The 22,954-nt window shown below is 71.4% G+C and carries 21 protein-coding genes; 11 read left to right on the top strand and 10 right to left on the bottom strand.

Going from position 1 to position 22,954, the window contains the following annotated elements:
• Positions 1 to 3 precede the first annotated feature (3 nt).
• Both SSP08S_RS24580 and SSP08S_RS24575 read right to left on the bottom strand, forming a co-directional pair.
• Entirely contained in the window at positions 4 to 1,137 is a 1,134-nt protein-coding gene (locus tag SSP08S_RS24580; protein WP_019070295.1) for an outer membrane protein assembly factor BamB family protein, read from the bottom strand.
• A gap of 93 nt (positions 1,138 to 1,230) precedes the next feature.
• Positions 1,231 to 1,905, bottom strand: coding sequence for a Crp/Fnr family transcriptional regulator (locus tag SSP08S_RS24575; protein WP_019063754.1), 675 nt, complete (start codon positions 1,903 to 1,905; stop codon positions 1,231 to 1,233).
• Between the two features lie 252 nt (positions 1,906 to 2,157).
• Here SSP08S_RS24575 and nth point away from each other — a divergent pair, with 252 nt between their 5' ends.
• The 3 genes from nth to SSP08S_RS24560 all read left to right on the top strand — a co-directional run bounded on the left by nth (position 2,158) and on the right by SSP08S_RS24560 (position 5,062).
• The gene (gene nth, locus SSP08S_RS24570; RefSeq protein ID WP_439654579.1) at positions 2,158 to 3,024 is read left to right on the top strand and encodes an endonuclease III; all 867 of its coding nucleotides are present in this window, start codon (positions 2,158 to 2,160) and stop codon (positions 3,022 to 3,024) included.
• Between the two features lie 135 nt (positions 3,025 to 3,159).
• Entirely contained in the window at positions 3,160 to 3,849 is a 690-nt protein-coding gene (locus SSP08S_RS24565) for an NUDIX hydrolase (RefSeq protein WP_019070293.1), read from the top strand.
• Positions 3,850 to 3,862: 13 nt separating this feature from the next.
• Positions 3,863 to 5,062, top strand: a complete 1,200-nt coding sequence (locus tag SSP08S_RS24560; protein WP_026178798.1) for a MarP family serine protease — start codon at positions 3,863 to 3,865, stop codon at positions 5,060 to 5,062.
• Between the two features lie 45 nt (positions 5,063 to 5,107).
• On the opposite strand, the gene SSP08S_RS63535 is transcribed toward SSP08S_RS24560, so the two are convergent.
• From SSP08S_RS63535 to SSP08S_RS24535, 6 genes are all read right to left on the bottom strand, one after another.
• On the bottom strand, positions 5,108 to 5,287 hold the full coding sequence (locus tag SSP08S_RS63535) for a hypothetical protein (protein ID WP_078532502.1): 180 nt from the start codon (positions 5,285 to 5,287) through the stop codon (positions 5,108 to 5,110).
• 127 nt (positions 5,288 to 5,414) lie between these two features.
• Positions 5,415 to 6,365 carry an alpha/beta fold hydrolase gene (locus SSP08S_RS24555; protein WP_026178797.1) on the bottom strand — a complete coding sequence of 317 codons (951 nt, stop codon included), beginning with the start codon at positions 6,363 to 6,365 and terminating at the stop codon, positions 5,415 to 5,417.
• The gene (locus tag SSP08S_RS24550; RefSeq protein ID WP_019070290.1) at positions 6,362 to 6,847 is read right to left on the bottom strand and encodes a phage holin family protein; all 486 of its coding nucleotides are present in this window, start codon (positions 6,845 to 6,847) and stop codon (positions 6,362 to 6,364) included. The genes SSP08S_RS24555 and SSP08S_RS24550 overlap by 4 nt, the downstream gene beginning before the upstream one ends.
• A gap of 59 nt (positions 6,848 to 6,906) precedes the next feature.
• Positions 6,907 to 8,346 (bottom strand): Na+/H+ antiporter NhaA, encoded by a 1,440-nt coding sequence (nhaA, locus tag SSP08S_RS24545; protein WP_019070289.1) that lies wholly within the window; start codon positions 8,344 to 8,346, stop codon positions 6,907 to 6,909.
• A 150-nt stretch (positions 8,347 to 8,496) separates the two neighbouring features.
• On the bottom strand, positions 8,497 to 10,455 hold the full coding sequence (gene acs, locus SSP08S_RS24540; RefSeq protein WP_019070288.1) for an acetate--CoA ligase: 1,959 nt from the start codon (positions 10,453 to 10,455) through the stop codon (positions 8,497 to 8,499).
• Between the two features lie 167 nt (positions 10,456 to 10,622).
• Entirely contained in the window at positions 10,623 to 12,938 is a 2,316-nt protein-coding gene (locus SSP08S_RS24535; RefSeq protein ID WP_019070287.1) for a bifunctional SulP family inorganic anion transporter/carbonic anhydrase, read from the bottom strand.
• 335 nt (positions 12,939 to 13,273) lie between these two features.
• Here SSP08S_RS24535 and SSP08S_RS24530 point away from each other — a divergent pair, with 335 nt between their 5' ends.
• Positions 13,274 to 14,554, top strand: a complete 1,281-nt coding sequence (locus tag SSP08S_RS24530) for a polysaccharide deacetylase family protein (RefSeq protein ID WP_019070286.1) — start codon at positions 13,274 to 13,276, stop codon at positions 14,552 to 14,554.
• A gap of 21 nt (positions 14,555 to 14,575) precedes the next feature.
• Here SSP08S_RS24530 and SSP08S_RS24525 read toward each other — a convergent pair whose 3' ends face one another.
• Positions 14,576 to 15,556: an ATP-binding protein gene (locus SSP08S_RS24525; protein ID WP_043259663.1), complete on the bottom strand. Its 981-nt coding sequence runs from the start codon at positions 15,554 to 15,556 to the stop codon at positions 14,576 to 14,578.
• Between the two features lie 101 nt (positions 15,557 to 15,657).
• Here SSP08S_RS24525 and SSP08S_RS24520 point away from each other — a divergent pair, with 101 nt between their 5' ends.
• Complete coding sequence (locus SSP08S_RS24520) at positions 15,658 to 16,482, top strand: Fic family protein (RefSeq protein ID WP_019070284.1); 825 nt, start codon at positions 15,658 to 15,660, stop codon at positions 16,480 to 16,482.
• 340 nt (positions 16,483 to 16,822) lie between these two features.
• On the opposite strand, the gene SSP08S_RS24515 is transcribed toward SSP08S_RS24520, so the two are convergent.
• Positions 16,823 to 17,665 (bottom strand): HAD family hydrolase, encoded by an 843-nt coding sequence (locus SSP08S_RS24515; protein WP_019070283.1) that lies wholly within the window; start codon positions 17,663 to 17,665, stop codon positions 16,823 to 16,825.
• A gap of 584 nt (positions 17,666 to 18,249) precedes the next feature.
• Here SSP08S_RS24515 and ssd point away from each other — a divergent pair.
• The 6 genes from ssd to SSP08S_RS24485 all read left to right on the top strand — a co-directional run bounded on the left by ssd (position 18,250) and on the right by SSP08S_RS24485 (position 22,953).
• Positions 18,250 to 19,353, top strand: a complete 1,104-nt coding sequence (ssd, locus tag SSP08S_RS24510; RefSeq protein WP_019070282.1) for a septum site-determining protein Ssd — start codon at positions 18,250 to 18,252, stop codon at positions 19,351 to 19,353.
• Positions 19,350 to 20,570, top strand: a complete 1,221-nt coding sequence (locus SSP08S_RS24505; protein WP_019070281.1) for a TadA family conjugal transfer-associated ATPase — start codon at positions 19,350 to 19,352, stop codon at positions 20,568 to 20,570. The genes ssd and SSP08S_RS24505 overlap by 4 nt, the downstream gene beginning before the upstream one ends.
• Positions 20,570 to 21,442 (top strand): type II secretion system F family protein, encoded by an 873-nt coding sequence (locus SSP08S_RS24500; protein ID WP_019070280.1) that lies wholly within the window; start codon positions 20,570 to 20,572, stop codon positions 21,440 to 21,442. The genes SSP08S_RS24505 and SSP08S_RS24500 overlap by 1 nt, the downstream gene beginning before the upstream one ends.
• Positions 21,443 to 21,482: 40 nt before the next feature.
• Positions 21,483 to 22,286, top strand: a complete 804-nt coding sequence (locus SSP08S_RS24495; RefSeq protein ID WP_026178795.1) for a type II secretion system F family protein — start codon at positions 21,483 to 21,485, stop codon at positions 22,284 to 22,286.
• A 63-nt stretch (positions 22,287 to 22,349) separates the two neighbouring features.
• On the top strand, positions 22,350 to 22,589 hold the full coding sequence (locus tag SSP08S_RS59495) for a DUF4244 domain-containing protein (RefSeq protein ID WP_078532501.1): 240 nt from the start codon (positions 22,350 to 22,352) through the stop codon (positions 22,587 to 22,589).
• Complete coding sequence (locus tag SSP08S_RS24485; protein WP_019070277.1) at positions 22,576 to 22,953, top strand: TadE family type IV pilus minor pilin; 378 nt, start codon at positions 22,576 to 22,578, stop codon at positions 22,951 to 22,953. Before SSP08S_RS59495 ends, SSP08S_RS24485 begins: the two co-directional genes overlap by 14 nt.
• The last annotated feature ends 1 nt before the right edge of the window (position 22,954 follow it).

Genomic DNA, 22,954 nt, shown 5'->3' with positions numbered 1-22,954 from the left:
ACGTCATTTCCAGCGGAACACGCGTACCCGTGCGGTGGTGCGCGGCGCCGTGCAGACCACGGCGAGGCAGTCCCCGGAGGCGACGAGGCGCGCCTGGTAGCTGTAGCCGGGCAGGGAGCGCTCGGCCACGACCCGGCCGTCGGCGGGATCGAGCACGGTCGCCCGGTCGCCGTAGCCGTTCAGGACCAGCAGAGCGCCCCGGTGGGCCAGCGGGAAGATCGTGCGGCCGTAGGTGCTGGACCACGACCAGCGGAACTCGCCCGTGACGGCGGAGACCGCGCGCAGCGTGCTGCCCATGTGCTCCGTGTCGTAGGGCTGGGGCGGGACGAGTTCGACGGCGAGCGTGTCGCCGACGATCACCGGGTGGGCGCCGAACGCCTCGTACAGCTGCGGCAGGTCGATGGCTTGTTCGCTGTCCTCGCGCACCATGTGGAGCCGGAGCCGAGTGGGCGTGGAAACGGAATCCTCGGGTCCGGCGGTGGACACGACGACGGGCCCGGCCGTCAGGACGAAGGCGTCCCGTCGGCCCTCGGGGAGTGGTCGTTCCCAGTGGGGGGCGCCGGTCCGCGCGTCGAGCACACGGACCGTGGTCTCCGGGCCCTCGTCGCGGGCCCGGGCGGTCGCGACGGCGATACGGCCGCCGCCGAGCGCCACCTCGGGCGCCACCTCGGGAGGGTCCTCACCGATGGACCCCAGCTCGTCGGCGCGCTGCTCGCGCGTCCAGACCGCCGTGCCCGTGCGGAGGTCCAGCCCGGTGAGCCGGACGTGCCCCACGCGCGCGTGGCCGTCGTTTGTCCGCCCGTCGTCCGCGCGACCGTCGTCGTGGTGCAGTACGACGACGACTCCCTCCACCATGTCCCGCGAGACGTGGGCGATCACCTGGTCGCCGTCCCCGGGCGGCTGCCAGCTCCACAGGGGCTCACCGGTCGTCAGCCCGTACGCCCGCACCCCGTCGGGGCGGGCGAGGGCGAGCGTCCCGTCCACCGCCCAGGTGCCCAGCGGTGCCCCGGGGCTTCCGTTCTGCCGCCCGCTCCGCCACAGCAACCGGGCCGACACCGGTCTCCGCGGCCACCGGCGTCGCCCCGACCGCCCGACCCAGACCGAATCCGGCGCCTTGTCCTCGTAGTCCTCGTGCATGACCGCCCCCTGCTCCTAGGCCCCCACCTGGCGATGCGCTGAAGGGCCCCGCCGTGCGGCAGGGCCCTTCAGTAAGAAGACGTGCGATTCGAGTCAGCGCGAGCGCTTCGCCAGCCGCTCGACGTCCAGCAGGATCACCGCGCGGGCCTCGAGGCGGAGCCAGCCGCGGCCCGCGAAGTCGGCGAGGGCCTTGTTGACCGTCTCGCGGGACGCGCCGACCAGCTGGGCCAGCTCCTCCTGCGTGAGGTCGTGCACCACGTGGATGCCCTCCTCGGACTGCACGCCGAAGCGGCGGGAGAGGTCCAGCAGGGCGCGGGCCACGCGGCCGGGGACGTCCGAGAAGACCAGGTCGGACATCGCGTCGTTGGTCTTGCGCAGCCGGCGGGCGACCGCGCGCAGCAGCGCGGAGGCCACCTCGGGGCGGGCGCTCAGCCAGGGCTGGAGGTCGCCGTGGCCCAGGCCCAGCAGCTTGACCTCGGTCAGTGCGCTGGCGGTCGCCGTACGCGGGCCCGGGTCGAACAGCGACAGCTCGCCGATCAGCTCGCCGGGGCCGAGGACGGCCAGCATGTTCTCGCGGCCGTCGGGGGAGGTGCGGTGGAGCTTCACCTTGCCCTCGGTGACCACGTAGAGCCGGTCGCCCGGGTCGCCCTCGTGAAAGAGCGAGTCCCCGCGCGCGAGGGTCACCTCACTCATGGAGGCGCGCAGCTCCGCGGCCTGATCGTCATCGAGCGCCGCGAAGAGCGGGGCGCGCCGCAGAACGTCGTCCACGAGTTCTCTCCTTGTCGACCTGCTCAGGGGATGGTGCTCCCCCTTGGTACCAGGGGACCGTGCTCCCCATTTTGCCGGACCGTCCAAACAGTGTGATCTGTCACAAGGATGCCGTACAGGTGTCCCGAGGTAAGCGGCAGGGGTCCAATTGGGGGCTGATCTTCGGGGGCCGGGGCGGATGTCAGTGCCGGGCTCTAGGCTGGCCGGGTGTCCAAATCGCCGGTGAGAGCACAGGCCAAGGGGGCTGGGCGGATGGTTGTACCTCGTGATTCCGCCGTGGGCGAACAGAGCCCTGACGGCGGTAAGAAAGCGGCAAAGGGGGCAAAAGGCGTGGTTGCTGTGAAGGGTGAGTCGCACACCGCCCTCGTCCGCCGTGCCCGCCGGATCAACCGCGAGCTGGCCGAGATCTATCCGTACGCCCACCCGGAGCTCGACTTCGAGAACCCCTTCCAGCTCGTGGTCGCCACGGTCCTGTCCGCCCAGACCACCGACCTGAGGGTCAACCAGACGACACCGGCCCTGTTCGCCAAGTACCCGACCCCCGAGGACCTGGCCGGCGCCGACCCGGAGCAGGTCGAGGAGATCCTCCGGCCGACCGGGTTCTTCCGGGCCAAGACGAAGTCGGTGATAGGCCTCTCCAAGGCGCTCGTCGAGGAATTCGGCGGCGAGGTCCCGGGGCGGCTCGAAGACCTGGTCAAGCTGCCCGGTGTCGGCCGCAAGACCGCCTTCGTGGTGCTGGGCAACGCCTTCGGGCGCCCCGGCATCACCGTGGACACGCATTTCCAGCGGCTCGTACGGCGCTGGAAGTGGACCGAGGCGACCGAGCCGGACAAGATCGAGGCCGCCGTGGGAGCGCTCTTCCCGAAGAGCGACTGGACGATGCTCTCGCACCACGTGATCTTCCACGGCCGCCGTATCTGCCACGCCCGCAAGCCCGCCTGCGGCGCCTGCCCCATCGCCCCGCTCTGCCCGGCGTACGGCGAGGGCGAGACCGACCCGGAGAAGGCGAAGAAGCTGCTCAAGTACGAGAAGGGCGGCTATCCGGGCCAGCGCCTGAACCCGCCGCAGGCCTATCTGGACGCGGGCGGCAAACCGGCGCCGCCGCTGGGATCGGCATGACGACGGCGGTGGCGGTGGCCGTGACAGCGCCCGTGGCGGTGGCCGTGACAGCGGCCATGGCGCCGGTATCGGGGGCCGGATCGCGGAACGATCTCGGAGGTATCGGGCGTTGATCGGTGTGAACGGGGGTGGGGGATGACGCGCGCGAGCAATGCCCAGGGCGTGGGGCTCGGCAAGGAGGGCCTGCCGGGCTGGCTGGACCCGGTGGTGCACGCGGTGGAGACGGTCGAGCCGCTCCAGCTGAGCCGCTTCCTGCCGCCGGAGGACGGGGCGGGCCGGCAGTCCGCCGTGCTGATCCTCTTCGGGGAGGGCGATCGGGGCCCCGAGCTGCTGCTCATGGAGCGGTCGAGCTCGCTGCGCTCCCACGCGGGGCAGCCGTCCTTCCCGGGCGGTGCCCTCGACCCCGAGGACGGCGACCCGACGGGCGACGGCCCGCTGCGGGCCGCTCTCCGCGAGGCCGAGGAGGAGACCGGGCTCGACCCCGCCGGAGTGCAGCTCTTCGGGGTGCTGCCCAAGCTGTACATCCCGGTGAGCGGCTTCGTGGTGACGCCGGTGCTGGGCTGGTGGCGGGAGCCGACGCCGGTGGGCGTGGTCGATCCGAACGAGACGGCGCGCGTGTTCACGGTCCCCGTGGCGGATCTCACGGATCCGGCCAACAGAGTCACGGTCACGCACCCCAGCGGCTTCCTGGGTCCGGCATTTCTGGTCGAATCGGCCCTCGTGTGGGGCTTCACGGCCGGGGTGATCGACCGCCTGCTGTACTACTCGGGCTGGGAGCGTCCCTGGGACCGCGAGAAGCAGGTCCCCCTCGACTGGCGGTCATGACAGGGTGTCGCTCGTGAATGTGCTGGACATCCTGTTGCTGGTCGCCGCCGTGTGGTTCGCGATCGTGGGCTATCGCCAGGGGTTCGTCGTCGGCATCCTGTCGGTGATCGGCTTCCTGGGCGGCGGTCTCGTCGCCGTCTACACGCTGCCCGTCATCTGGGACGCGCTGACCGACAACGCGGAGGTGTCCACCACCGCGGCCGTCGTCGCGGTCGTCGTCGTCATCGTCTGCGCCTCCGTCGGCCAGGCCCTGACCACCCACCTCGGCAACAAGCTGCGCCGCTACATCACCTGGTCCCCGGCCCGCGCCCTGGACGCGACCGGCGGCGCCCTCGTCAACGTCCTCGCGATGCTCCTGGTGGCCTGGCTGATCGGCTCGGCTCTCGCGGGCACCACCCTGCCGACGCTCGGCAAGGAGGTCCGCAGCTCCAAGGTGCTGCTGGGGGTCTCCCGCGCGCTCCCCGCGCAGGCCGACACCTGGTTCGCGGACTTCTCCTCGGTCCTCGCGCAGAACGGCTTCCCGCAGGTCTTCAGCCCGTTCGCCAACGAGCCGATCAACGACGTCCAGCCGCCCGACCCGGCCCTCGCCTCCAGCCCGGTCGCCACCCGCGCCCAGCAGTCCATCGTCAAGGTCATGGGCACCGCCCAGAGCTGCGGCAAGGTCCTGGAGGGCAGCGGCTTCGTCTTCGGCGACCGCCGCGTCATGACCAACGCGCACGTCGTGGGCGGCGTCGACGAACCCACCGTCCAGATAGGCGGCGTGGGCCGGAAGTACGACGCCAAGGTCGTCCTCTACGACTGGCACCGCGACATCGCCGTACTCGACGTACCGGACCTGAAGGCGCGCTCCCTGCAGTTCGCCACCAAGGACGCGGACAGCGGCAACAGCGCGATCGTCGCCGGCTTCCCGGAGAACGGGTCGTACGACGTCCGGGCGGCACGCGTGCGTGGCCGCATCACGGCCAGCGGCCCGGACATCTACCACCGCGGCACGGTCCGCCGCGATGTGTACTCGCTCTACGCGACCGTCCGCCAGGGCAACTCCGGCGGCCCGCTGCTCACGCCCGAGGGCAAGGTGTACGGCGTGGTCTTCGCGAAGTCCCTCGACGACCCCGACACCGGGTACGCGCTCACCGCCGACGAGATCCAGCCGGACATCGTCAAGGGGCGCACTGCCAACGAGCAGGTGGACAGCGACAGTTGCGCGCTGTGAGCCCGGCTTGTGACGGCCGGTCGCTGCAAGGAGAGAGAGGGTGCGTCAGCCTCGGGGATGACGCAGCCGTACCGAGACCCAGCGGGCCCGGCGGCGCAGAATGCGCGGGATCCCCACCCTGAGGTCTGTGCCCTGGAGTTGCGGGGCGCCCCGTTGGTGGGAGCCCGGACCGTGGTCCGAGCGGCGATTGCGTGCTGCGTCACTGTAGTCGTGCGTCCAGCCCATACCCCGACGTCTGCCCCTGCCCCAAGGTCGATAACCACCCCTTGAGGCCCCAATTGGCGTATGCGCGGGGCAAGTGGCCGTTCGTAGTACAGGTGTTCAGGTCCGGATACCGGGCGCGACGGCTCGGTCACCGATCGGGTTCGGGATCCTTGAGCCAGTTGACCAGTTCGGTGGAGAAGACCGCCGGCTCCTCCTCGTGCGGGAAGTGCCCGAGTCCGTCGAACAGCCGCCAGCGGTACGGCGCTTCGACGTACTCCCCGGAGCCCGCCGCGCTGCGGGTGCGCAGCACCGGGTCGAGCGAGCCGTGCAGATGCAGCGTGGGCACCCGCACCGGCCGCTTCATGCGCCGGTTGAACTGGATGCCGTCCGGGCGCGCCATCGACCTCACCATCCAGCGGTACGGCTCGATCGAGCAGTGCGCGGTCGACGGGATCAGCATCGCCCGCCGGTACGCCTCGACCGCCTCGTCGTCCGGCGGCTGCGGGCCGGACCAGTCCCGGATCAGCTTGCCCACCAACTCGGCGTCCTCGGCGAGGAGCTGCCGCTCGGGCAGCCAGGGGCGCTGGAACCCCCAGATGTAGGAACTCGCCGCGGACTGTCTGACGTCGGACAGCATCGCGTTGCGCCAGCGCCGGGGGTGCGGCATCGAGGAGACGGCGAGCCGGCGCACCAGCTTGGGGCGCATCGCGGCGGCCGTCCACGCGAGATAGCCGCCGAGGTCGTGGCCGACCAGCGCGGCGTCCGGCTCGCCGAGGGAGCGGATCACGCCGGTGATGTCGAGGGCGAGGTTGGCGGGGTCGTAGCCGCGCGGGGTGCGGTCGCTGCCGCCGACGCCCCGCAGGTCCATGGCGACGGCCCGGAACCCGGCGTCGGCCAGCGCGCCGAGCTGGTGGCGCCAGGTCCACCAGAACTGCGGGAAGCCGTGCAGCAGCAGCACCAGCGGCCCGTCGCCCACCTCCGCGATGTGGAAGCGGGCGCCGTTGGCCGCGACATCCCGGTGCGTCACCTGGCGCCCGTCGGGAAGGGCGAGCCGTACGACCGAAGCGGGTTGTGCCCAAGGATGAGCGGGGTCCGTCATGAGGACGAGCGTGCCACAGCCTCGATGGCTTCGGGGACACGGTCCTCGATCGCCGCGCGCGGATGCGGCTTCGCGTTGCCCAGGACGCCGGCCGTCTCCTTGACCGAAGCGGCCACCTTCTGCGGGCCCTTGCTCTTCGCGGCCTTCTTGAAGAAGAGCACGCCGACCAGGCCGAGGACGATGGCGACGAGCACGTTCGCGGCGAAGGAGAGCAGGAAGCAGAGCGCCATGTTCCAGCCGCTCCACGTGCGGATGCCGTACGCCAGCGCGAAGTTGAGCATCGGCAGGGAGAACAGCAGGACCACCGCGGCGACCGTGAACGCGCCGCCGCCCACCGCCCCGCGCTTGACGTCCTGCTTGAGCTGCGCCTTGGCCAGCGCGATCTCGTCGTGCACCAGCGCGGACATCTCGGTCGTCGCCGAGGCGAACAACTGGCCGATGCTGCGTTCGGCGCCGACCGGGCTGCCGTCGGGTGCGCTCATCGCGTACTCCCTCTTCCCCATGTGTCTGTACCGGCATGTCTTTGTACCGTCTCGTCAGATCATGCCGGACCGTCGTTGTCCTCGCCTGCCCCGCCCGCCACTTCGACACGCCCGCGCCGCTGTTCGGCGGCCTTCTCCGCGGCGATCCTGCGGTGCTCGGCGGCCTTGCGGTCGTGGAGACGGGCCATGCGCAGGTGGTACGCCGGGTCGTCCTGCTCGTAGATGTCGGGGATGCCGTCGAGATCCTCGTCGCGCTCCTCGTCCTCGTACATCCTGCGGTACCGGGCGTTGCGCAGCTTGAGCAACACGGTCGCGCACAGGGCCGCGACGATCGAGCCCACGAGGACGGCGGCCTTGACCTCGTCGGTGAGCACCTGGTCGCCGTCGAACGCGAGTTCCCCGATGAGCAGCGACACGGTGAAGCCGATGCCGGCCAGCGAGGCGACGGCGAACACGTCCGCCCAGGCGAGGTCCTCGCTGAGCGAGGCCCGGGTGAAACGGGCCGTCAGCCAGGTCCCGCCGAAGATCCCGACCGCCTTGCCGACGACCAGCCCGAGGACCACGCCGAGGGTCTCGGGCTTCGTGAATACGTCACCCAGGGCGCCGCCGGAGATGGCGACCCCGGCGCTGAACAGCGCGAACAGCGGCACCGCGAGGCCCGCCGACAGGGGCCGTACGAGATGTTCGACGTGCTCGCCCGGGGAGTGCTTCTCGTCCTCGCGGGTGGTGCAGCGCAGCATCAGGCCCATCGCCACGCCGGCGATGGTGGCGTGGATGCCGCTGTTGTACATCAGCGCCCAGATGACGAGCGCGAGCGGGACGTACACGTACCACCCGCGCACGCCCCGGCGCAGCAGCAGCCAGAAGACCGCCAGGCCGATGGCCGCCCCGGCGAGCGCGGCGAAGTCGATGCGGGCGGTGAAGAAGATCGCGATGATCAGGATCGCGAACAGGTCGTCGACCACGGCGAGGGTGAGCAGAAAGGCGCGCAGGGCGCTCGGCAGGGAGGTGCCGATCACCGCGAGGACGGCGAGCGCGAAGGCGATGTCGGTGGCGGTGGGGACCGCCCAGCCGTCCAGGGAGCCGCCGCCGGTGAGGTTCGTCAGCGTGTACACGAGTGCCGGTACGGCCATCCCGCACAGGGCCGCCACGACGGGCAGCGCGGCGGCCTTCGGGTCGCGCAGGTCGCCGGCGACGAGTTCGCGCTTGAGTTCGATGCCGGCGACGAAGAAGAAGACGGCGAGGAGGCCGTCGGCGGCCCAGTGGGCGATCGAGAGGTGCAGGCCGAGGGCGGCGGGGCCGAGGTGGAAGTGGCTGACGCTCTCGTAGCTGTCGTGCAGGGCGGGGACGTTCGCCCAGATCAGGGCGGCGATCGCGGCGATCAGGAGGAGGACACCGCCGACGGTCTCGGTGCGCAGCGCCTCCGCGACGAAGTTCCGCTCGGGCAGGGACAGGCGTCCGAGCACCTTGCGGGCGGGGGTGGGGCGGGGCGCGGCCATCGGGGAACCTCCGGTCGGTGGGCAGGACGGAACTACTCGCCGACCAGACTTCCCGGCACACCATGAGGGTCACGTTTTGCTTAGTTTACCTAAAAGGGGTGCCCGGCGCGCGCTGCGCCGGACACCCCTCATTGCTGAACCGCGTACTGCTCAGTCCTCGCTGGGCGCCGCCGGGAGCTTCTCCTGAATAAGGGACATAACCGTCGAATCGGTCAGCGTTGTGACGTCTCCGAGCTCACGGTTCTCCGCCACGTCCCGCAGCAGTCGGCGCATGATCTTGCCGGAGCGCGTCTTCGGCAGCTCTGCCACCGGGAGGACCCGCTTGGGCTTGGCGATCGGGCCGAGGACGGCGCCGACGTGGTTGCGCAGGTCGTTGACCAGGTTCTCGTCCTCCGCGTTCGCCGTGCCGCGCAGGATGACGAAGGCGACGATCGCCTGACCGGTCGTCTCGTCGGCCGCGCCGACCACGGCCGCCTCGGCGACGGAGGGGTGGGAGACGAGCGCCGACTCGACCTCCGTGGTGGAGATGTTGTGCCCGGACACGAGCATGACGTCGTCCACCCGGCCGAGCAGCCAGATGTCGCCGTCGTCGTCCTTCTTCGCGCCGTCACCGGCGAAGTACTTGCCCTCGAAGCGCGACCAGTACGTGTCGAGGAACCGCTGGTCGTCGCCCCAGATGGTGCGCAGCATCGACGGCCACGGCTCGGTGAGGACCAGGTAACCGCCGCCGCCGTTCGGGACCTCGTTCGCCTCGTCGTCGACGACCGTCGCCGAGATGCCGGGCAGCGGGGTCTGCGCGGAACCGGGCTTGGTGTGCGTCACGCCCGGCAGCGGCGAGATCATCATCGCGCCGGTCTCGGTCTGCCACCAGGTGTCGACGATCGGCGTCCTGTCGGCGCCGATGTGCTTGCGGTACCAGATCCACGCCTCGGGGTTGATCGGCTCGCCCACCGAACCCAGCACCCGCAGGGAGCCGAGGTCGAACTTCGCGGGGATGTCGTCGCCCCACTTCATGAACGTACGGATCGCCGTCGGCGCCGTGTACAGGATCGTCACCCCGTACTTCTGGACGATCTCCCAGAAGCGGCCCTGGTGCGGGGTGTCCGGGGTGCCCTCGTACATGACCTGCGTCGCGCCGTTCGCGAGCGGGCCGTAGACGATGTACGAGTGGCCGGTGACCCAGCCGACGTCGGCCGTGCACCAGTAGACGTCGGTCTCCGGCTTGAGGTCGAAGACCGCGTGGTGGGTGTACGCGGCCTGGGTGAGATAGCCGCCGGAGGTGTGCAGGATGCCCTTGGGCTTACCCGTCGTACCGGACGTGTAGAGGATGAACAGCGGCTGCTCCGCCTCGAACGCCTCCGGTGTGTGCTCCGTCGACTGCCGGTCGACGATCTCGTGCCACCACACGTCGTGGCTGTCGTCCCAGGCGACCTCCTGCCCGGTACGCCGTACGACGAGCACGTGCTCGACGTTGTCCACCTTGGTCAGGGCCTCGTCCACGGCCGGCTTGAGCGCGGACGGCTTGCCGCGCCGCCAGCCGCCGTCCGAGGTGATGACGACTTTGGCGTCCGCGTCCTGGATCCGGGTCGCGAGCGCGTCCGCCGAGAAGCCGCCGAACACCACCGAGTGCGCGGCGCCGATGCGCGCGCAGGCCAGCATCGCGACCGCCGTCTCCGGGATCATCGGCATGTAGACGGCGACCCGGTCGCCCTTCTGAACTCCCAGCTCCAGCAGGGCGTTCGCGGCCTTGGAGACCTCGTCCTTCAGCTCGGCGTAGGTGATCGCGCGGCTGTCGCCGGGCTCGCCCTCGAAGTGGATGGCGACCCGGTCGCCGTTGCCCGCCTCGACGTGCCGGTCCACGCAGTTGTACGCGACGTTGAGCGAGCCGTCCTTGAACCACTTGGCGAACGGCGGATTCGACCAGTCCAGCGTCTCGCTCGGCTCCTTGGCCCAGCTCAGGCGGCGGGCCTGCGCGGCCCAGAAGCCGAGCCGGTCAGCCTTGGCCTGCTCATACGCCTCCGCGGTGACATTGGCGTGCGCCGCCAGGTCCGCGGGGGGTGCGAACCTGCGCTCTTCCTTGAGCAGGTTGGCCAGGCTTTCGTTGCTCACGGCATCTGCCTTTCCCAGGGTGTCCGTTGTGTCCCGGGCCAGCTCATCAGACCCGGGGGTCCGATGACAAGGGTCGTCGAAATATTGGTTTAGACCTGTCATCGGACCCATGCGCGGATCTGCGTGGCGGGGGTCTTTCGTACCCACGGACGCCGGGTGAACGAGGTTCAGGCCGACGCGTCCATCACCCCCACCCGATCGAACAACTCGTCCTCCTCCGTCAGCAGATACGCCTGCGCCTCACCCACATGGAAGTACATCCCGTTGAGCTCCAACTCCCCGTCCCGCAGGGCCCGCGCCACCGACCCGTGCCCCCGCAGATGCTCCAACTGCTGCACCACATTGGTCAGACACAGCTGTTCCACGGCGTCGGCGGGCGCCCTGGTGGCGAGCCGCGCCCAGGGCCGGTCGTCGTCGGCCATCCGCTCCAGGCTCGGCCGCCCGTGCCGCAGCCACCGCTGGAGCGGTGAACGGGCCTCTCCGGGCCGGGAGTTGAGCAGCGCCTGCATGGCCCCGCACCCCGAGTGCCCGCACACCGTGATCGATCTCACGCGGAGCACGTCGACCGCGTACTCGATCGCCGCCGCCACCGAGTCGTCGCCGCTCTCCTCGCCGGGCGGCGGCACGAGGTTGCCCACGTTCCGCACGACGAACAGGTCGCCGGGACCACTGGAGGTGATCATCGACGTGACCAGCCGCGAGTCGGCGCAGGTCAGGAAGAGCTGCGAGGGCTGCTGCCCCTCCCTGGCCAGCCGGGCCAGCTCGTCCCGCACCAGGGGCGCGGTGTTGCGCTGGAACGCGCTGATGCCACGGGCGAGTTGATGACCGGAGGCGGGCCCGCTGCTGCGGGGCGCCGACTTCGGGCGCTCGCACCGGTGCTCGCGCCAGGGCGTCCAGGGGTGGCAGCGGCAGGCTTCCGTGTCCGTCGCGCCGGCACTGACTCCCGTACGGCGGCCCGTCAGTTCGGCGGTGCCTCCCCGCGCGGTGTGCGCGTTCTGCCAGTCCTGCAGTGACTCGTACGCCGCGTGGTCCATGAACGAACCGTCCAACTCCACGACGGCGTGGGCGCCCTGGGGTACGAGATGCAGGGTGCGGCTGAGCCGCGGCACCGCGAGGAACGTCAACTGCCCTCGGACGTGTACGTGATGGACTCCTTCCTTCTCGTCGTGCGTGATGCGGGTGTGGGTGAGGCGGTGCAGGGCGACGGCCACCGCCACGGCGACCCCGAGGAGCACGCCCTCCAGGACGCCGAGGAGGACCACGCCGAGGGTGGTGACGGCGTAGACCAGCACTTCGCGGTGGCGGGTTACCGTGCGGATGTGGTGCAGGGACACCATCTGGATGCCGACGGCCATCACGAGTGCGGCGAGCGAAGCGAGGGGGATCAGCTCCAGCACGGGGACCATCAGCAGCGCGGCGATCACTACGAGAACGCCGTGCAGCATCGTGGAGTTCCGGCTCACGGCACCTGCTTGCACATTCGCCGAACTCCGTACGGCCACGCCCGCGACCGGGAGTCCGCCGAGCGCGCCGGAGACGATGTTGGCGGCGCCCTGGCCCAGTAGTTCGCGGTTGAGGTCGGCGCGGCCGACGCGGGCGGAGAGCCCGGGCCGCCCGGCGACCAGCTTGTCCACGGCGACCGCGCCGAGCAGCGACTGCACGCTGCACACCAGCGTGGTGGTGAGGACGGCGGCGGCGATGCCGAGCACCGGGCCCTCGGGCAGTCCGGCCAGGGCGTGGCTGCTCCAGGACGGCAGGTCGACCTTGGCGAGGGTCAGCCCGGAGAGGGAGGCGGTGAGCGTGGCTCCGGCGACGGCGATCAGCGCGGCCGGGATCTTGCGCATCAGGTGCCCGAGCCGGCCGGGGACGCGCGGCCACAGCAGCAGAAGGGCCAGTGTCAGCACGCTCATCGCCACGTCGGCGGGGTGCAGGTCCGCCAACTGGGCGGGCAGCGCGCGGAGGTTGGCGAGGACCGAGCTCTGCGGGGTGCCGCCGAGGACGATGTGCAGCTGGGCGACGGCGATGGTGACGCCGATGCCGGCCAGCATGCCGTGCACGATCGCGGGGCTGACGGCGAGCGCGGTGCGGGCCACGCGCACGCAGCCCAGGGCGAGTTGGGCCAGGCCCGCGAGGACGGTGACCGCGCAGGTCGTGCGCCAGCCGTAACGGTGGATCAGGTCGGCGGTGACCACGGTGAGTCCGGCGGCCGGGCCGCTGACCTGGAGGGGGCAGCCGCCGAGCAGTCCGGCGACGAGTCCGCCCGCGGCGGCGGCGACCAGGCCGGCCTGGAGGGGCGCGCCGGTGGCCAGCGCGATGCCGAGGGACAGGGGCAGGGCGATCAGGAAGACCGCGATGGACGCCGACACATCGGCGCCCGCGATCCGGAAGCGGCGGTGCGGGGGCGGCGGGCTGTGGGGCGGGTGGACGCGCTTCGTCCGATTCGCGTTCGAGTCGGTGGCGCGGGTGGGTACGCAGGCTGACATGTCTTCCCGTCTCCTCCGGGGCAGCGCGGTCGCGGAACTGGTGGTCCCCGTCGATGGCGGGGGTCGGTCGCGGCCGTGGGTCACGGCGTGCAGCGGCGGGATATCTCAACGCTCGGTAAATGGATAGTAATGCAGAGTAAAGGTCAAGCATAGACTTTGCGGGCAAATGGGTTAATAAGTCACCTCGGAGAGTGAAGTGAGAATTTCATCGGCTTGTCGTACTAATCCCACCTTCGGCCCCATGCGACCTTGGCGGCGCTGCCGGGAATCCCGGCACATCGCCAGAAAACGCCCTGATCGGCGTCGGTCCGAACGAAGGAAGAAGGTGGGCGGACATGGCCGCCACCCAGAGGATCACCGCGGGCGCCGTGATCGCCGCGGCCTGTGCCGCGTCGCTCGCCGGTTGCGCGATCGGTGACAACGGTTCCCCGCACGGAGCGAACGGTCCGCACAAGGCGGCGCCCGCCCCGGCACCCAAGAGCGGAGTCCGCCTGATCGGGGACGGCTCCACGTCGTACACCGGGGCGCAGCCGCATCTGCCCAGACCCGAGCGGCTCAAGCCCGGTCAGAAGCCCCCGCAGTTCGTGGTCTTCTCCTTCGACGGAGCCGGCGAGGACAGCCAGAAGCTGTTCTCCCACTTCCGCAAGGTCTCCAAGGCCAACCACGCGAACATGACGTACTTCCTCAGCGGCGTGTACATGCTCCCGGAGGACAAGCGCGACCTCTACAAGCCCCCGGAGCACTCGCCGGGCAGCTCGGACATCGGCTTCAACGACGAGCAGGGCATCGCCGACACCGTGAAGCAGCTGCGCCTGGCGTGGCTGGAGGGCAACGAGATCGGCACCCACTTCAACGGTCACTTCTGCGGCAAGAACGGCGGGGTCGGCGAGTGGTCGGTCGCCGAGTGGAAGAGCGAGATCGCCCAGGCGAAGCAGTTCGTGAAGACCTGGAAGACCAACTCCGGGATGACGAAGGCGTCTTCGCTGCCCTTCGACTACGACAAGGAACTCGTCGGCGCCCGCACCCCCTGCCTGGAGGGCCAGGCCAACTTCATGAAGGCGGCGAGCCAGTTGGGCTTCCGCTACGACACCAGCGGGGTCAACGACCAGATCTGGCCCAAGAAGAAGGAAGGGCTGTGGGACCTGTCCATGCAGCTCGTCCCCTTCCCGGGCCACTCCTACGAGCAGTTGACCATGGACTACAACTTCATGGTCAACCAGTCCGGCACGCAGACCCAGGGCGACCCCGACAAGTTCGACCAGTGGGGCGACGAGATGCGTGACGGCCTGCTCAAGGGCTTCTACCGCGCCTACGACGGCAACCGCGCGCCCCTGGTGATCGGCAACCACTTCGAGTCCTGGAACGGCGGCACCTACATGCGTGCCCTCGACGAGGTCATCGAGAAGGTCTGCAACAAGCCCGAGACGCGCTGTGTCTCCTTCCGGCAACTGGCCGACTGGCTGGACGCCCAGGACCCGGGCACCCTGGCGAAGCTGCGCACCCTGAACGTCGGCGAGGCACCGAAGCCGGGCTGGGCGTCCTTCCTGACCGGCCGCCCCGCGCCGGCCCCGAAGGGAGTGCCCGGGGCGCCGGCGGTCAAGGCGGTCAAGCAGTAGAGGGTCGGCAGGGGGCGCGCCTCACACCGGTGCGGTGACGCTCTCGTCGAGCACGAACCCGGGGTCGACCTGCGCCGCCAGGTCGGCCCCGGTGCGCTCGTTGCCCCAACTCCGGGCGTTCTTCAGGTGGAAGTGCACCATCTGCTGCGTGTAGCGCTCCCAGTCGCGCAGTTCGTACGTCGCGTCGGCGGCGATCTCCAGCATGCGCAGGGCGCGGCGGTTGACGTCCTCCAGGAGCTCGAACCGGGGCGGGCGGCCCTTCTCCATGGCACGCACCCAGTCCGAGTGCCCCACCGTCACCAGCAGGTCGTCCCCGACCTCGGCGCGGAGGAAGTCGAGGTCGTCCTGGCCCTGCACCTTGTTGCCGACGACCTTCAGGACGACTCCGAAGTCGCGGGCGTACTCCTTGTACTGGCGATAGACGGAGACCCCCTTCCGGGTCGGCTCGACCACCAGGAACGTGATGTCGAAGCGGGTGAACATGCCGGAGGCGAAGGAGTCCGAGCCCGCCGTCATGTCCACCACGACGAACTCGTCGCGCCCGTCCACCAGGTGGTTCAGGCACAGCTCCACCGCTCCCGTCTTGGAGTGGTAGCAGGAGACCCCCAGGTCGGCGTCCGTGAAGGGTCCCGTGACCATCAAACGGGCGGCGCCGCCGTCGAGTTCCACCGAGCGCGCGCAGGTGTCGTAGACCGGATTGTTCTCCCGTACCCGCAGCAGCCGGGAGCCCGCGCCGGGCGGGGTGGTCTTGATCATCGTGTCGGCGGAGGCGATGCGCGGGTTGCTGCCGCGCAGGTAGTCCTTGATCAGGGGGAGGTGCTCGCCCAGGGCGGGCAGTGCGGCGGCCTCCGCCTCGTCCAGGCCGAGCGCGGGGCCCAGGTGCTGGTTGATGTCCGCGTCGACGGCGACGACGGGTTGGGCGGTGGCCGCGAGGTGGCGGACGAACAGGGAGGACAGGGTGGTCTTTCCGCTGCCGCCCTTCCCGACGAAAGCAATTTTCATGTTCACGAAGAGTAGTCGTGCCATAGCTGTATGTGGCAGGTGTGCGTGAAGAAGACCACTCCATCGTGGGGTGCGCCGCCGGGATGGCTACTGTCGTACTCATGAGTACGACAGGTGCGACCGCCGATCCGCTCGCGGCCCTGGGCACGCTGCCCGGAGTGGCCGAGTCCGTCGAGTCCATGCGCAAGGCCGTGGACCGGGTCTACGGGCACCGGGTCATGCGGCGCCGCAGCAACGAGATCACCGCCGAGGCGGCACTGCGCGGGGCCCGTGGCTCCGCAGCGCTCTCCGGGGCCGACTGGGCACTCGAAGAGGTCCGCCGGCGCACCGACTTCAGCGGTGACGAGGAGGCCCGCACGATGGGCGCGGCCCTGCGGCTGTCCGCCGAGGCGGGCCAACTGCTGTCCATCTGGCGGCAGTCGCCCCTGAGGGTGCTCGCCCGGCTGCACCTGGTGGCCGCCGCGAGCAAGGAGGGCGAGGTCGGACGGCCGCGCCAGGAGGGCGAGCCGGTCGACGAGCCGCTCGTCGAACTGCCCCTCCCCGGTGCGGCCGAGGTCTCCGGGCGCCTGGACGGGCTCTCGGAGCTGATCATCGCGGGCGGTTCGGCGCCGGCGCTGGTGACGGCCGCCGTCGTGCACGGCGAGCTGCTCGCGCTGCGCCCCTTCACCTCCCGCAACGGGCTCGTCGCGCGCACGGCCGAGCGGATCGTCCTCATCGGCAGCGGTCTCGACCCGAAGTCCGTGTGCCCGGCGGAGGTCGGCCACGCCGAACTCGGGCGCGCGGCCTATCTGGCGGCGCTGGACGGCTATGTCTCCGGCACCCCGGAGGGCATGGCCGCGTGGATCACCCACTGCGGGCGCGCCGTCGAGCTGGGCGCGCGCGAGTCGACGGCGGTGTGCGAGGCGCTGCAGCGCGGAGCCGCCTGACACAGGAAAACGGCCCCCTACGGAGGGGGCCGTTACGGGTTGCGGCGGTACGAGGATTCGTACCGCCGCTGGCATGTTCCACCGGGTTACCAAGCGTCCTCGAAATATTGCCCATCAGGTCGGGAACATTGCCCGTCACCTGGTGCGGCTGGCCCGTAATCGACGGGTCGACGTCGCGTGGGTGCTCGGTGTTCATGCGCGGTCCGTGGGGCCAAATGCGTTATTAAGGTGATCCTTTCGGATGTCCTTGGTCTCGCGGGCCGTTGAATCCTTTGTACTCCCGCGCCGGGGGAAGCGGAACCCCTCGCCGCGCTTCTTTACTTTTGCGTTCAAAGGGTCACTAACCGGCGTAAACGGTCGCCGCCTTGCGCCGGCTCGCGTACCAGACGAGCCCCGCCGTGGCCGCCGCGGCGCCCACGGCCGCGGCCACGACCAGTGCCGGACGGGGCGGCACGGAGAGCGTGGGCAGCCGCTGCTTGAGGCGGACCGGGCGGTTGAAGTCCAGAATCGGCCACCCGCGCGCGACTGCCTCTTTGCGCAGCGCGCGGTCCGGGTTCACGGCGTAGGGGTGGCCCACGGACTGGAGCATCGGGACATCGGTCATGGAGTCGCTGTAGGCGTAGCAGCGGTCGAGGTCGTAGCCCTCGGACCGGGCCAGCTCCTTGACCGCCTCGGCCTTCGTCGGGCCGTACGCGTAGTACTCCACCTCGCCGGTGAAGCAGCCGTCGTCGCCCACCACCATGCGGGTCGCCACCACCCGGTCCGCGCCCAGGAGTTCACCGATCGGCTCGACGACCTCGGCGCCCGACGTGGACACGATCACCACGTCGCGGCCGGCCCGGTGGTGCTCCTCGATGAGGGAGGCCGCCTCGTCGTAGATGATCGGGTCGATCAGGTCGTGCAGGGTCTCGGCGACGATCTCCTTGACCTGCTGGACGTTCCAGCCGCGGCAGAGCGAGGACAGGTACTTGCGCATCCGCTCCATCTGGTCGTGGTCGGCGCCGCCGGCGAGGAAGACGAACTGCGCATAGGCGGTCCGCAGCGCGGCCCTGCGGTTGATCAGTCCGCCTTGGTAGAAGGACTTGCCGAAGGTGAGCGTGCTCGACTTCGCAATGACCGTCTTGTCCAGGTCAAAGAAGGCTGCTGTGCGGGGCAAGGAGTGGTTTTCCACAACCCAGAGCATAGGCGCAGCCCATTCGGCGTAAGGTGTGGCGCGTGGGTTTGCCTGAGAGGGCTCTCGGGTACACCATGGAAGTCACGGATCGTTCGCGACCGTGCTAACGCGGCCCGGCTCCTCCCCCCCCGAGTCGGCCGTGAAGGCGACCCCCACTCTCCCCCCCGGTGGGGGTCGTCGCATGTCCGGACCCGTTTTCCCTTCCTGCGCGTGGTCGTGAGGCCAACCCGAGGCGGCTGAGGCCGCCTTTTTTCATGCCCAGAGCTCGTCACTGTGCGTAGCTATGAGGCTGCGCTGCGGAACTCGCACAGAGGCCAGTACGGGGGTCACCGGTATGGGTGACGGCGATATTCACAGGCCCCTCGTTGTCCACAGTTTTCGACCAAGATCCACACGATTTCCGGGATGCCCGCACCGTGATTCCAACGCGTCCCCGCACGCGGCGAGTTCATGGCCGGTTCCGTTTGTCGGACGCGTTCGGGCCGGTTTCTGTCGGCCGTGCATATGGAGGCCGATCGCCGGTTCTTCACACGTTTGGGAATCGCGGGACCGCAGGGGTCAGGCGAGAGACACATCGATGAGGGATGGAAAGAATGGCCGGAACTGTCACACACGATCCGCCACCCGCCGCCGGCGGGCGACAGGGCGGACCGCTGATCGTCACCGAGGACGCCGAACTCCTCGACGACCTGCTGCGCCTGTGCGCGGCGGCCGGCGCGACACCCGAGGTCCATCCCGGGGTCCCGGAGCGCCGGGGCGGCTGGGAGACGGCGCCGCTCGTCCTGGTCGGCGACGACGCGGTACGACGGGTGCGCGGGGCCGCCCGCCGCAACGGGGTGGTGCTGGTCGGCCGCGACCAGGACGACTCCGGGGTCTGGCGACGGGCCGTCGAGATCGGCGCCGACCACGTCCTGATGCTGCCCGACGGCGAGCAGTGGCTCGTCGACCGCATCGCCGACGTGGCCGAGGGCGTCGGCCGCCCCGCGCTCACCGTCGGAGTCATCGGGGGCCGCGGCGGGGCCGGAGCGTCTACGCTCGCGTGCGCCCTCGCCGTCACCTCCGCGCGGGAGGGACTGCGCACCCTCCTGGTGGACGCGGATCCACTCGGCGGCGGACTCGACGTACTCCTCGGCGGAGAGAGCGCGGAAGGCCTGCGCTGGCCCGCGTTCGCCGCCTCGCGCGGCCGGGTCGGCGGCGGGGCCCTGGAGGAGTCCCTGCCCGAACTCCACTCGCTCCGGGTGCTCAGCTGGGACCGCGGCGACTGCGTAGCCATCCCGCCGCAGGCCGTCCGCGCGGTGCTCGCCGCGGCCAGAAGGCGCGGCGGCACGGTCGTCGTCGACCTGCCGCGCCGCATCGACGACGGCGTCGCCGAGACCCTCGCCCAACTCGACCTGGGGCTCCTGGTGGTCCCCGCCGAGCTGCGCGCCGTCGCGGCGGCCGGCCGCGTGGCGTCCGCCGTCGGCATGGTCCTGCGCGATCTGCGCGTGGCCGTCCGTGGGCCCTACGCCCCCGGCCTCGACGACCGGGAGGTGGCCCGCCTGCTCGGACTGCCGCTGGCGGGCGAAGTGCCGCTCGAATCGGGCCTGTCGCGGCCTCACGAGGGCAAGGCGCCGCCGGGGGCGGCCGGGAAGGGGCCACTGGCGCGGTTCTGCCGGGAGTTCTGGGAGCGGGCGCTGGTCGAGGCGGGTGGCGTATGAGCGGGCTGGTGGAGAGCGGCTTCGGTCCGGCCCCGGGGATGCCCGCCGGGATGCTCGACGGTGTGCGGCGCTGGCTGGCAGAGAGCGGGGGTGAGCCGACGCCCGCGCGGGTGGCACAGGCCCTGCGGGAACAGGGGCGGGTGCTGGGGGACGCCGAAGTCCTCGGCGCGGCCGAGCAGTTGCGGTCCGAGCTGGTGGGCAGCGGGCCGCTGGAGTCCCTGCTCGCCGACCCCTCGGTGACCGACGTGCTCGTGTCGGCCCCGGACCGGGTGTGGGTCGACCGGGGCGGTGGCCTGGAACTGACCGCCGTCACCTTCCCGGACGCGGCGGCCGTACGACGCCTCGCGCAGCGCCTGGCCGCGGTGGCCGGACGCCGGCTGGACGACGCACGGCCCTGGGCCGACGCCCGGCTGCCCGACGGGACCCGCCTGCACGCCGTACTGCCCCCGGTCGCCGTCGGCTGCACCTGCCTCGCGCTCCGTGTCGTACGACCGCGCGCGTTCACGCTCGGCGAGCTGGTCGCGGCGGGCACGGTCCCGCCGGGCGGCGACCGGATCCTGCGGGCCGTGATCGAGGCCAGGCTGTCCTTCCTCATCAGCGGCGGTACGGGCAGCGGCAAGACGACACTCCTGAGCGCGCTGCTCGGGCTGGTCGGACCGGGCGAGCGGATCGTCCTCGCCGAGGACTCGGCGGAGCTGAAGCCGGACCATCCGCACGTCGTACGGCTGGAGAGCAGACCCGCCAACCAGGAGGGCGCCGGCCTCGTCACCCTCCAGGACCTGGTCCGCCAGGCACTCCGGATGCGGCCGGACCGGCTGGTCGTCGGCGAGGTCCGCGGCCCCGAGGTGGTCCATTTGCTCGCCGCGCTCAACACGGGCCACGAGGGCGGTTGCGGAACCGTCCACGCGAACGCGGCGGCCGATGTCCCCGCCCGCCTGGAGGCCCTGGGGACGGCCGCGGGCCTCGACCGTGCCGCGCTGCACAGCCAGTTGGCGGCGGCGCTGTCGGTGGTCCTGCACCTCGTACGGGACCGGGCCGGGCGCCGCCGGATCGCCGAGGTCCATGTCCTGGAGCGGGACCCGTCGGGGCTGGTGCGGACTGTACCGGCGCTGCGATGGGGCGCGGAGGCGTTCGCGTACGAGCGGGGGTGGGAGCGGTTGCGGGAGTTGATCCGGGGTGGGGGCAAAGGGACGGGCGATTGCGAACGGGAGTGGTGATGGACGTGGGAACAGGTGAGATGTCGGTCGGGGTGGCCGCGGTGTGTGTCGGGGCCCTGGTCTGGCAGATGGGCGGGCGGCGGTCCGGGGCGCGGCGGGCGCAGTTGCTGTTCGCGGACGGCGGGACGGTGGGCGTGGGACCGCCCTCGTGGGAGCGGGCCGCCGACGAACTGCGGCGGATCCGGGGCCGGTTGCGGGCCGAGTGGTGGTCGCTGGGCGTCGGACTGGTGGTGGCGGTACTGGGAGCTTCGGTGGTTCCGGTCGTCGCGGGGGCGATCGGAGTGCCGTTGCTACGTCGGGTGCGGCTGGCCGGGGAGGCCCGGCGGGCGCGGGAGTCGCGCGGGGACGCGGTGATCGCGCTGTGCTCGACGCTCGCCGGGGAGGTGCGCGCGGGACGGCAGCCGGGCGAGGCGCTGCTGCGGGCCGCGCTCGACTCCGGCGGGCTCGGGGAGGCACAGGCCGCGGTGCTGGCGGCGGCGCGGTTCGGCGGGGACGTACCGGGTGCGCTCACTTCGGCGGCCCGACAGCCAGGTGCGGACGGCATGTTGGGGCTGGCGGCGTGCTGGCGGGTCGCCGTGGACCAGGGCGCCGGGCTCGCCGCGGGACTCGACCGGCTCGAAGGGGCGTTGCGCGCGGACCGGGACCAACGGGCCGACCTGCGCGCCCAGTTGGCCGGCGCCCGGGCCACCGCCGGAATGCTCGCCGGACTGCCGGTGCTCGGGCTGCTGCTCGGCGCGGCGATGGGCGCCGATCCGCTGCGGGTGCTGCTGCACAGCGGGGCGGGGCTGGGGTGCCTGGTGGTCGGGGGGTTGCTGGAGGGCCTGGGGATGTGGTGGGCGCTGCGGATCGTGGGCGGGGTGGAGGCGGCGTGAGCGGGGTCGCCGGGTGTCGGTGTCGGAGAAGGGAGACCGCGTGAGTGCGGAAGTTGTCCACAGGCTGGGGGTGGGTCTGGGGGCGGTGCTGGTCGTGGGGTGGTTGGCGCGGTGGCTGGACGCGCTGCGGCGGGAGCGCCGGGCTCGGCGACGGCTGGCCGGGCTGCTGACTCGGGAAGCGCGGGAGGTGCCGGAAGTGCCTTCTGCCGGTCGGCGGTTCGAGGCTCGGGATACGGCCCGGCGGTGGTTGCCCGTGGTGGGCGTCGTGGGCGCCGGGTGGGTGTTGGTCGGCGGGGTCGCCGGAGTCGTCGTGGGCGGGGCTGTCGCACTCGGGCTGTGGTGGTGGCGCCGTAGGCAGATGGCCGACGACATCGGCGCCGAGCGCGACGCGGCCGCCGCCGCACGCCAACTCCCGCTCGCCGCCGATCTGCTGGCCGCCTGCATCGCCGCCGGGGCCTCGCCGGTGATCGCGGCCCAGGCCGTGGGCGAGGCGCTGGCGGGACCCGTGGGAGAACGGCTGGCGCGGGCGGCGGCGGAGGTACGGCTCGGCGGCGAACCGGCCGACGCCTGGCGGAGGTTGGCCGCGCTCCCGGGCGCCGGTCCGCTGGCCAGGCTGCTCGAACGGGCCGACGAGTCGGGGCTCCCCGCTGCCGGACCCGTCGCACGGCTCGCGGCGGAGGCCCGCGCCGACTGGACCCGCACCGCGACGGCACGGGCCCGGCGGGCGGCCGTCCTGATCACCGCACCGGTGGGGCTGTGCTTCCTGCCCGCGTTCATCGCGGTCGGCGTACTGCCCGTGGTGATCGGGCTCGCGGGCGGGGCTACGGGAGGGGGCGGCGGCTGATCCAAGAACCGAGCAGTCAAGCAATCGAGTAAGCGAACCAACAGAAACCTCACGGGGGTTGAGATGTACAAGGCAGTGCAGGGAGTGCGGGCGGCGGCGGTACGGGTTGTCCGGGCGGTGCGAGTACGGGCGCGACTCGGGGCCGCAGCGCGCCGGGACGCCGGTATGGCAACGGCTGAATACGCGATGGGCCTGGTCGCAGCGGTGGCGTTCGCCGTGGTGCTCTACAAGGTGGTGACCAGCGGAGCGGTCAGCACGGAGCTCCAGAACATCGTGAAGCGGGCCCTCGATGCGAAGGTCTGAACGCCGGGGCGGCGACGGGGGGTTCGTGACGGCCGAGGCGGCCGTGGTCCTGCCCGTGCTGGTGATGTTCGCCATGGCGCTGGTCTGGGGGCTGATGGTGGTGGCCGCGCAGATCCAGTGCGTGGACGCGGCGCGGTCGGGCGCCCGTGCGGCGGCCCGGCAGGATCCCGCCGACGCGGTCGTCCAGGTCACCCGGGACACGGCACCGCGCGACGCGCGGATCACGGTCTCCCGGGAGGGCGACCAGGTCCATGTGGTCGTGGTCGCGAAGTCACCGATGCTCGGCGGGCTGCCCTTCGAAGTGCGGGAGGAGGCCGTCGCGGTGGCGGAGGAGACGGTGGGAGAGGGGAGGGCGGGGCCATGAG

This window comes from Streptomyces hokutonensis (assembly GCF_000376565.1).
GTDB lineage: Bacteria > Actinomycetota > Actinomycetes > Streptomycetales > Streptomycetaceae > Streptomyces > Streptomyces hokutonensis.
This window is presented reverse-complemented; position numbering and strand designations above follow the sequence as displayed.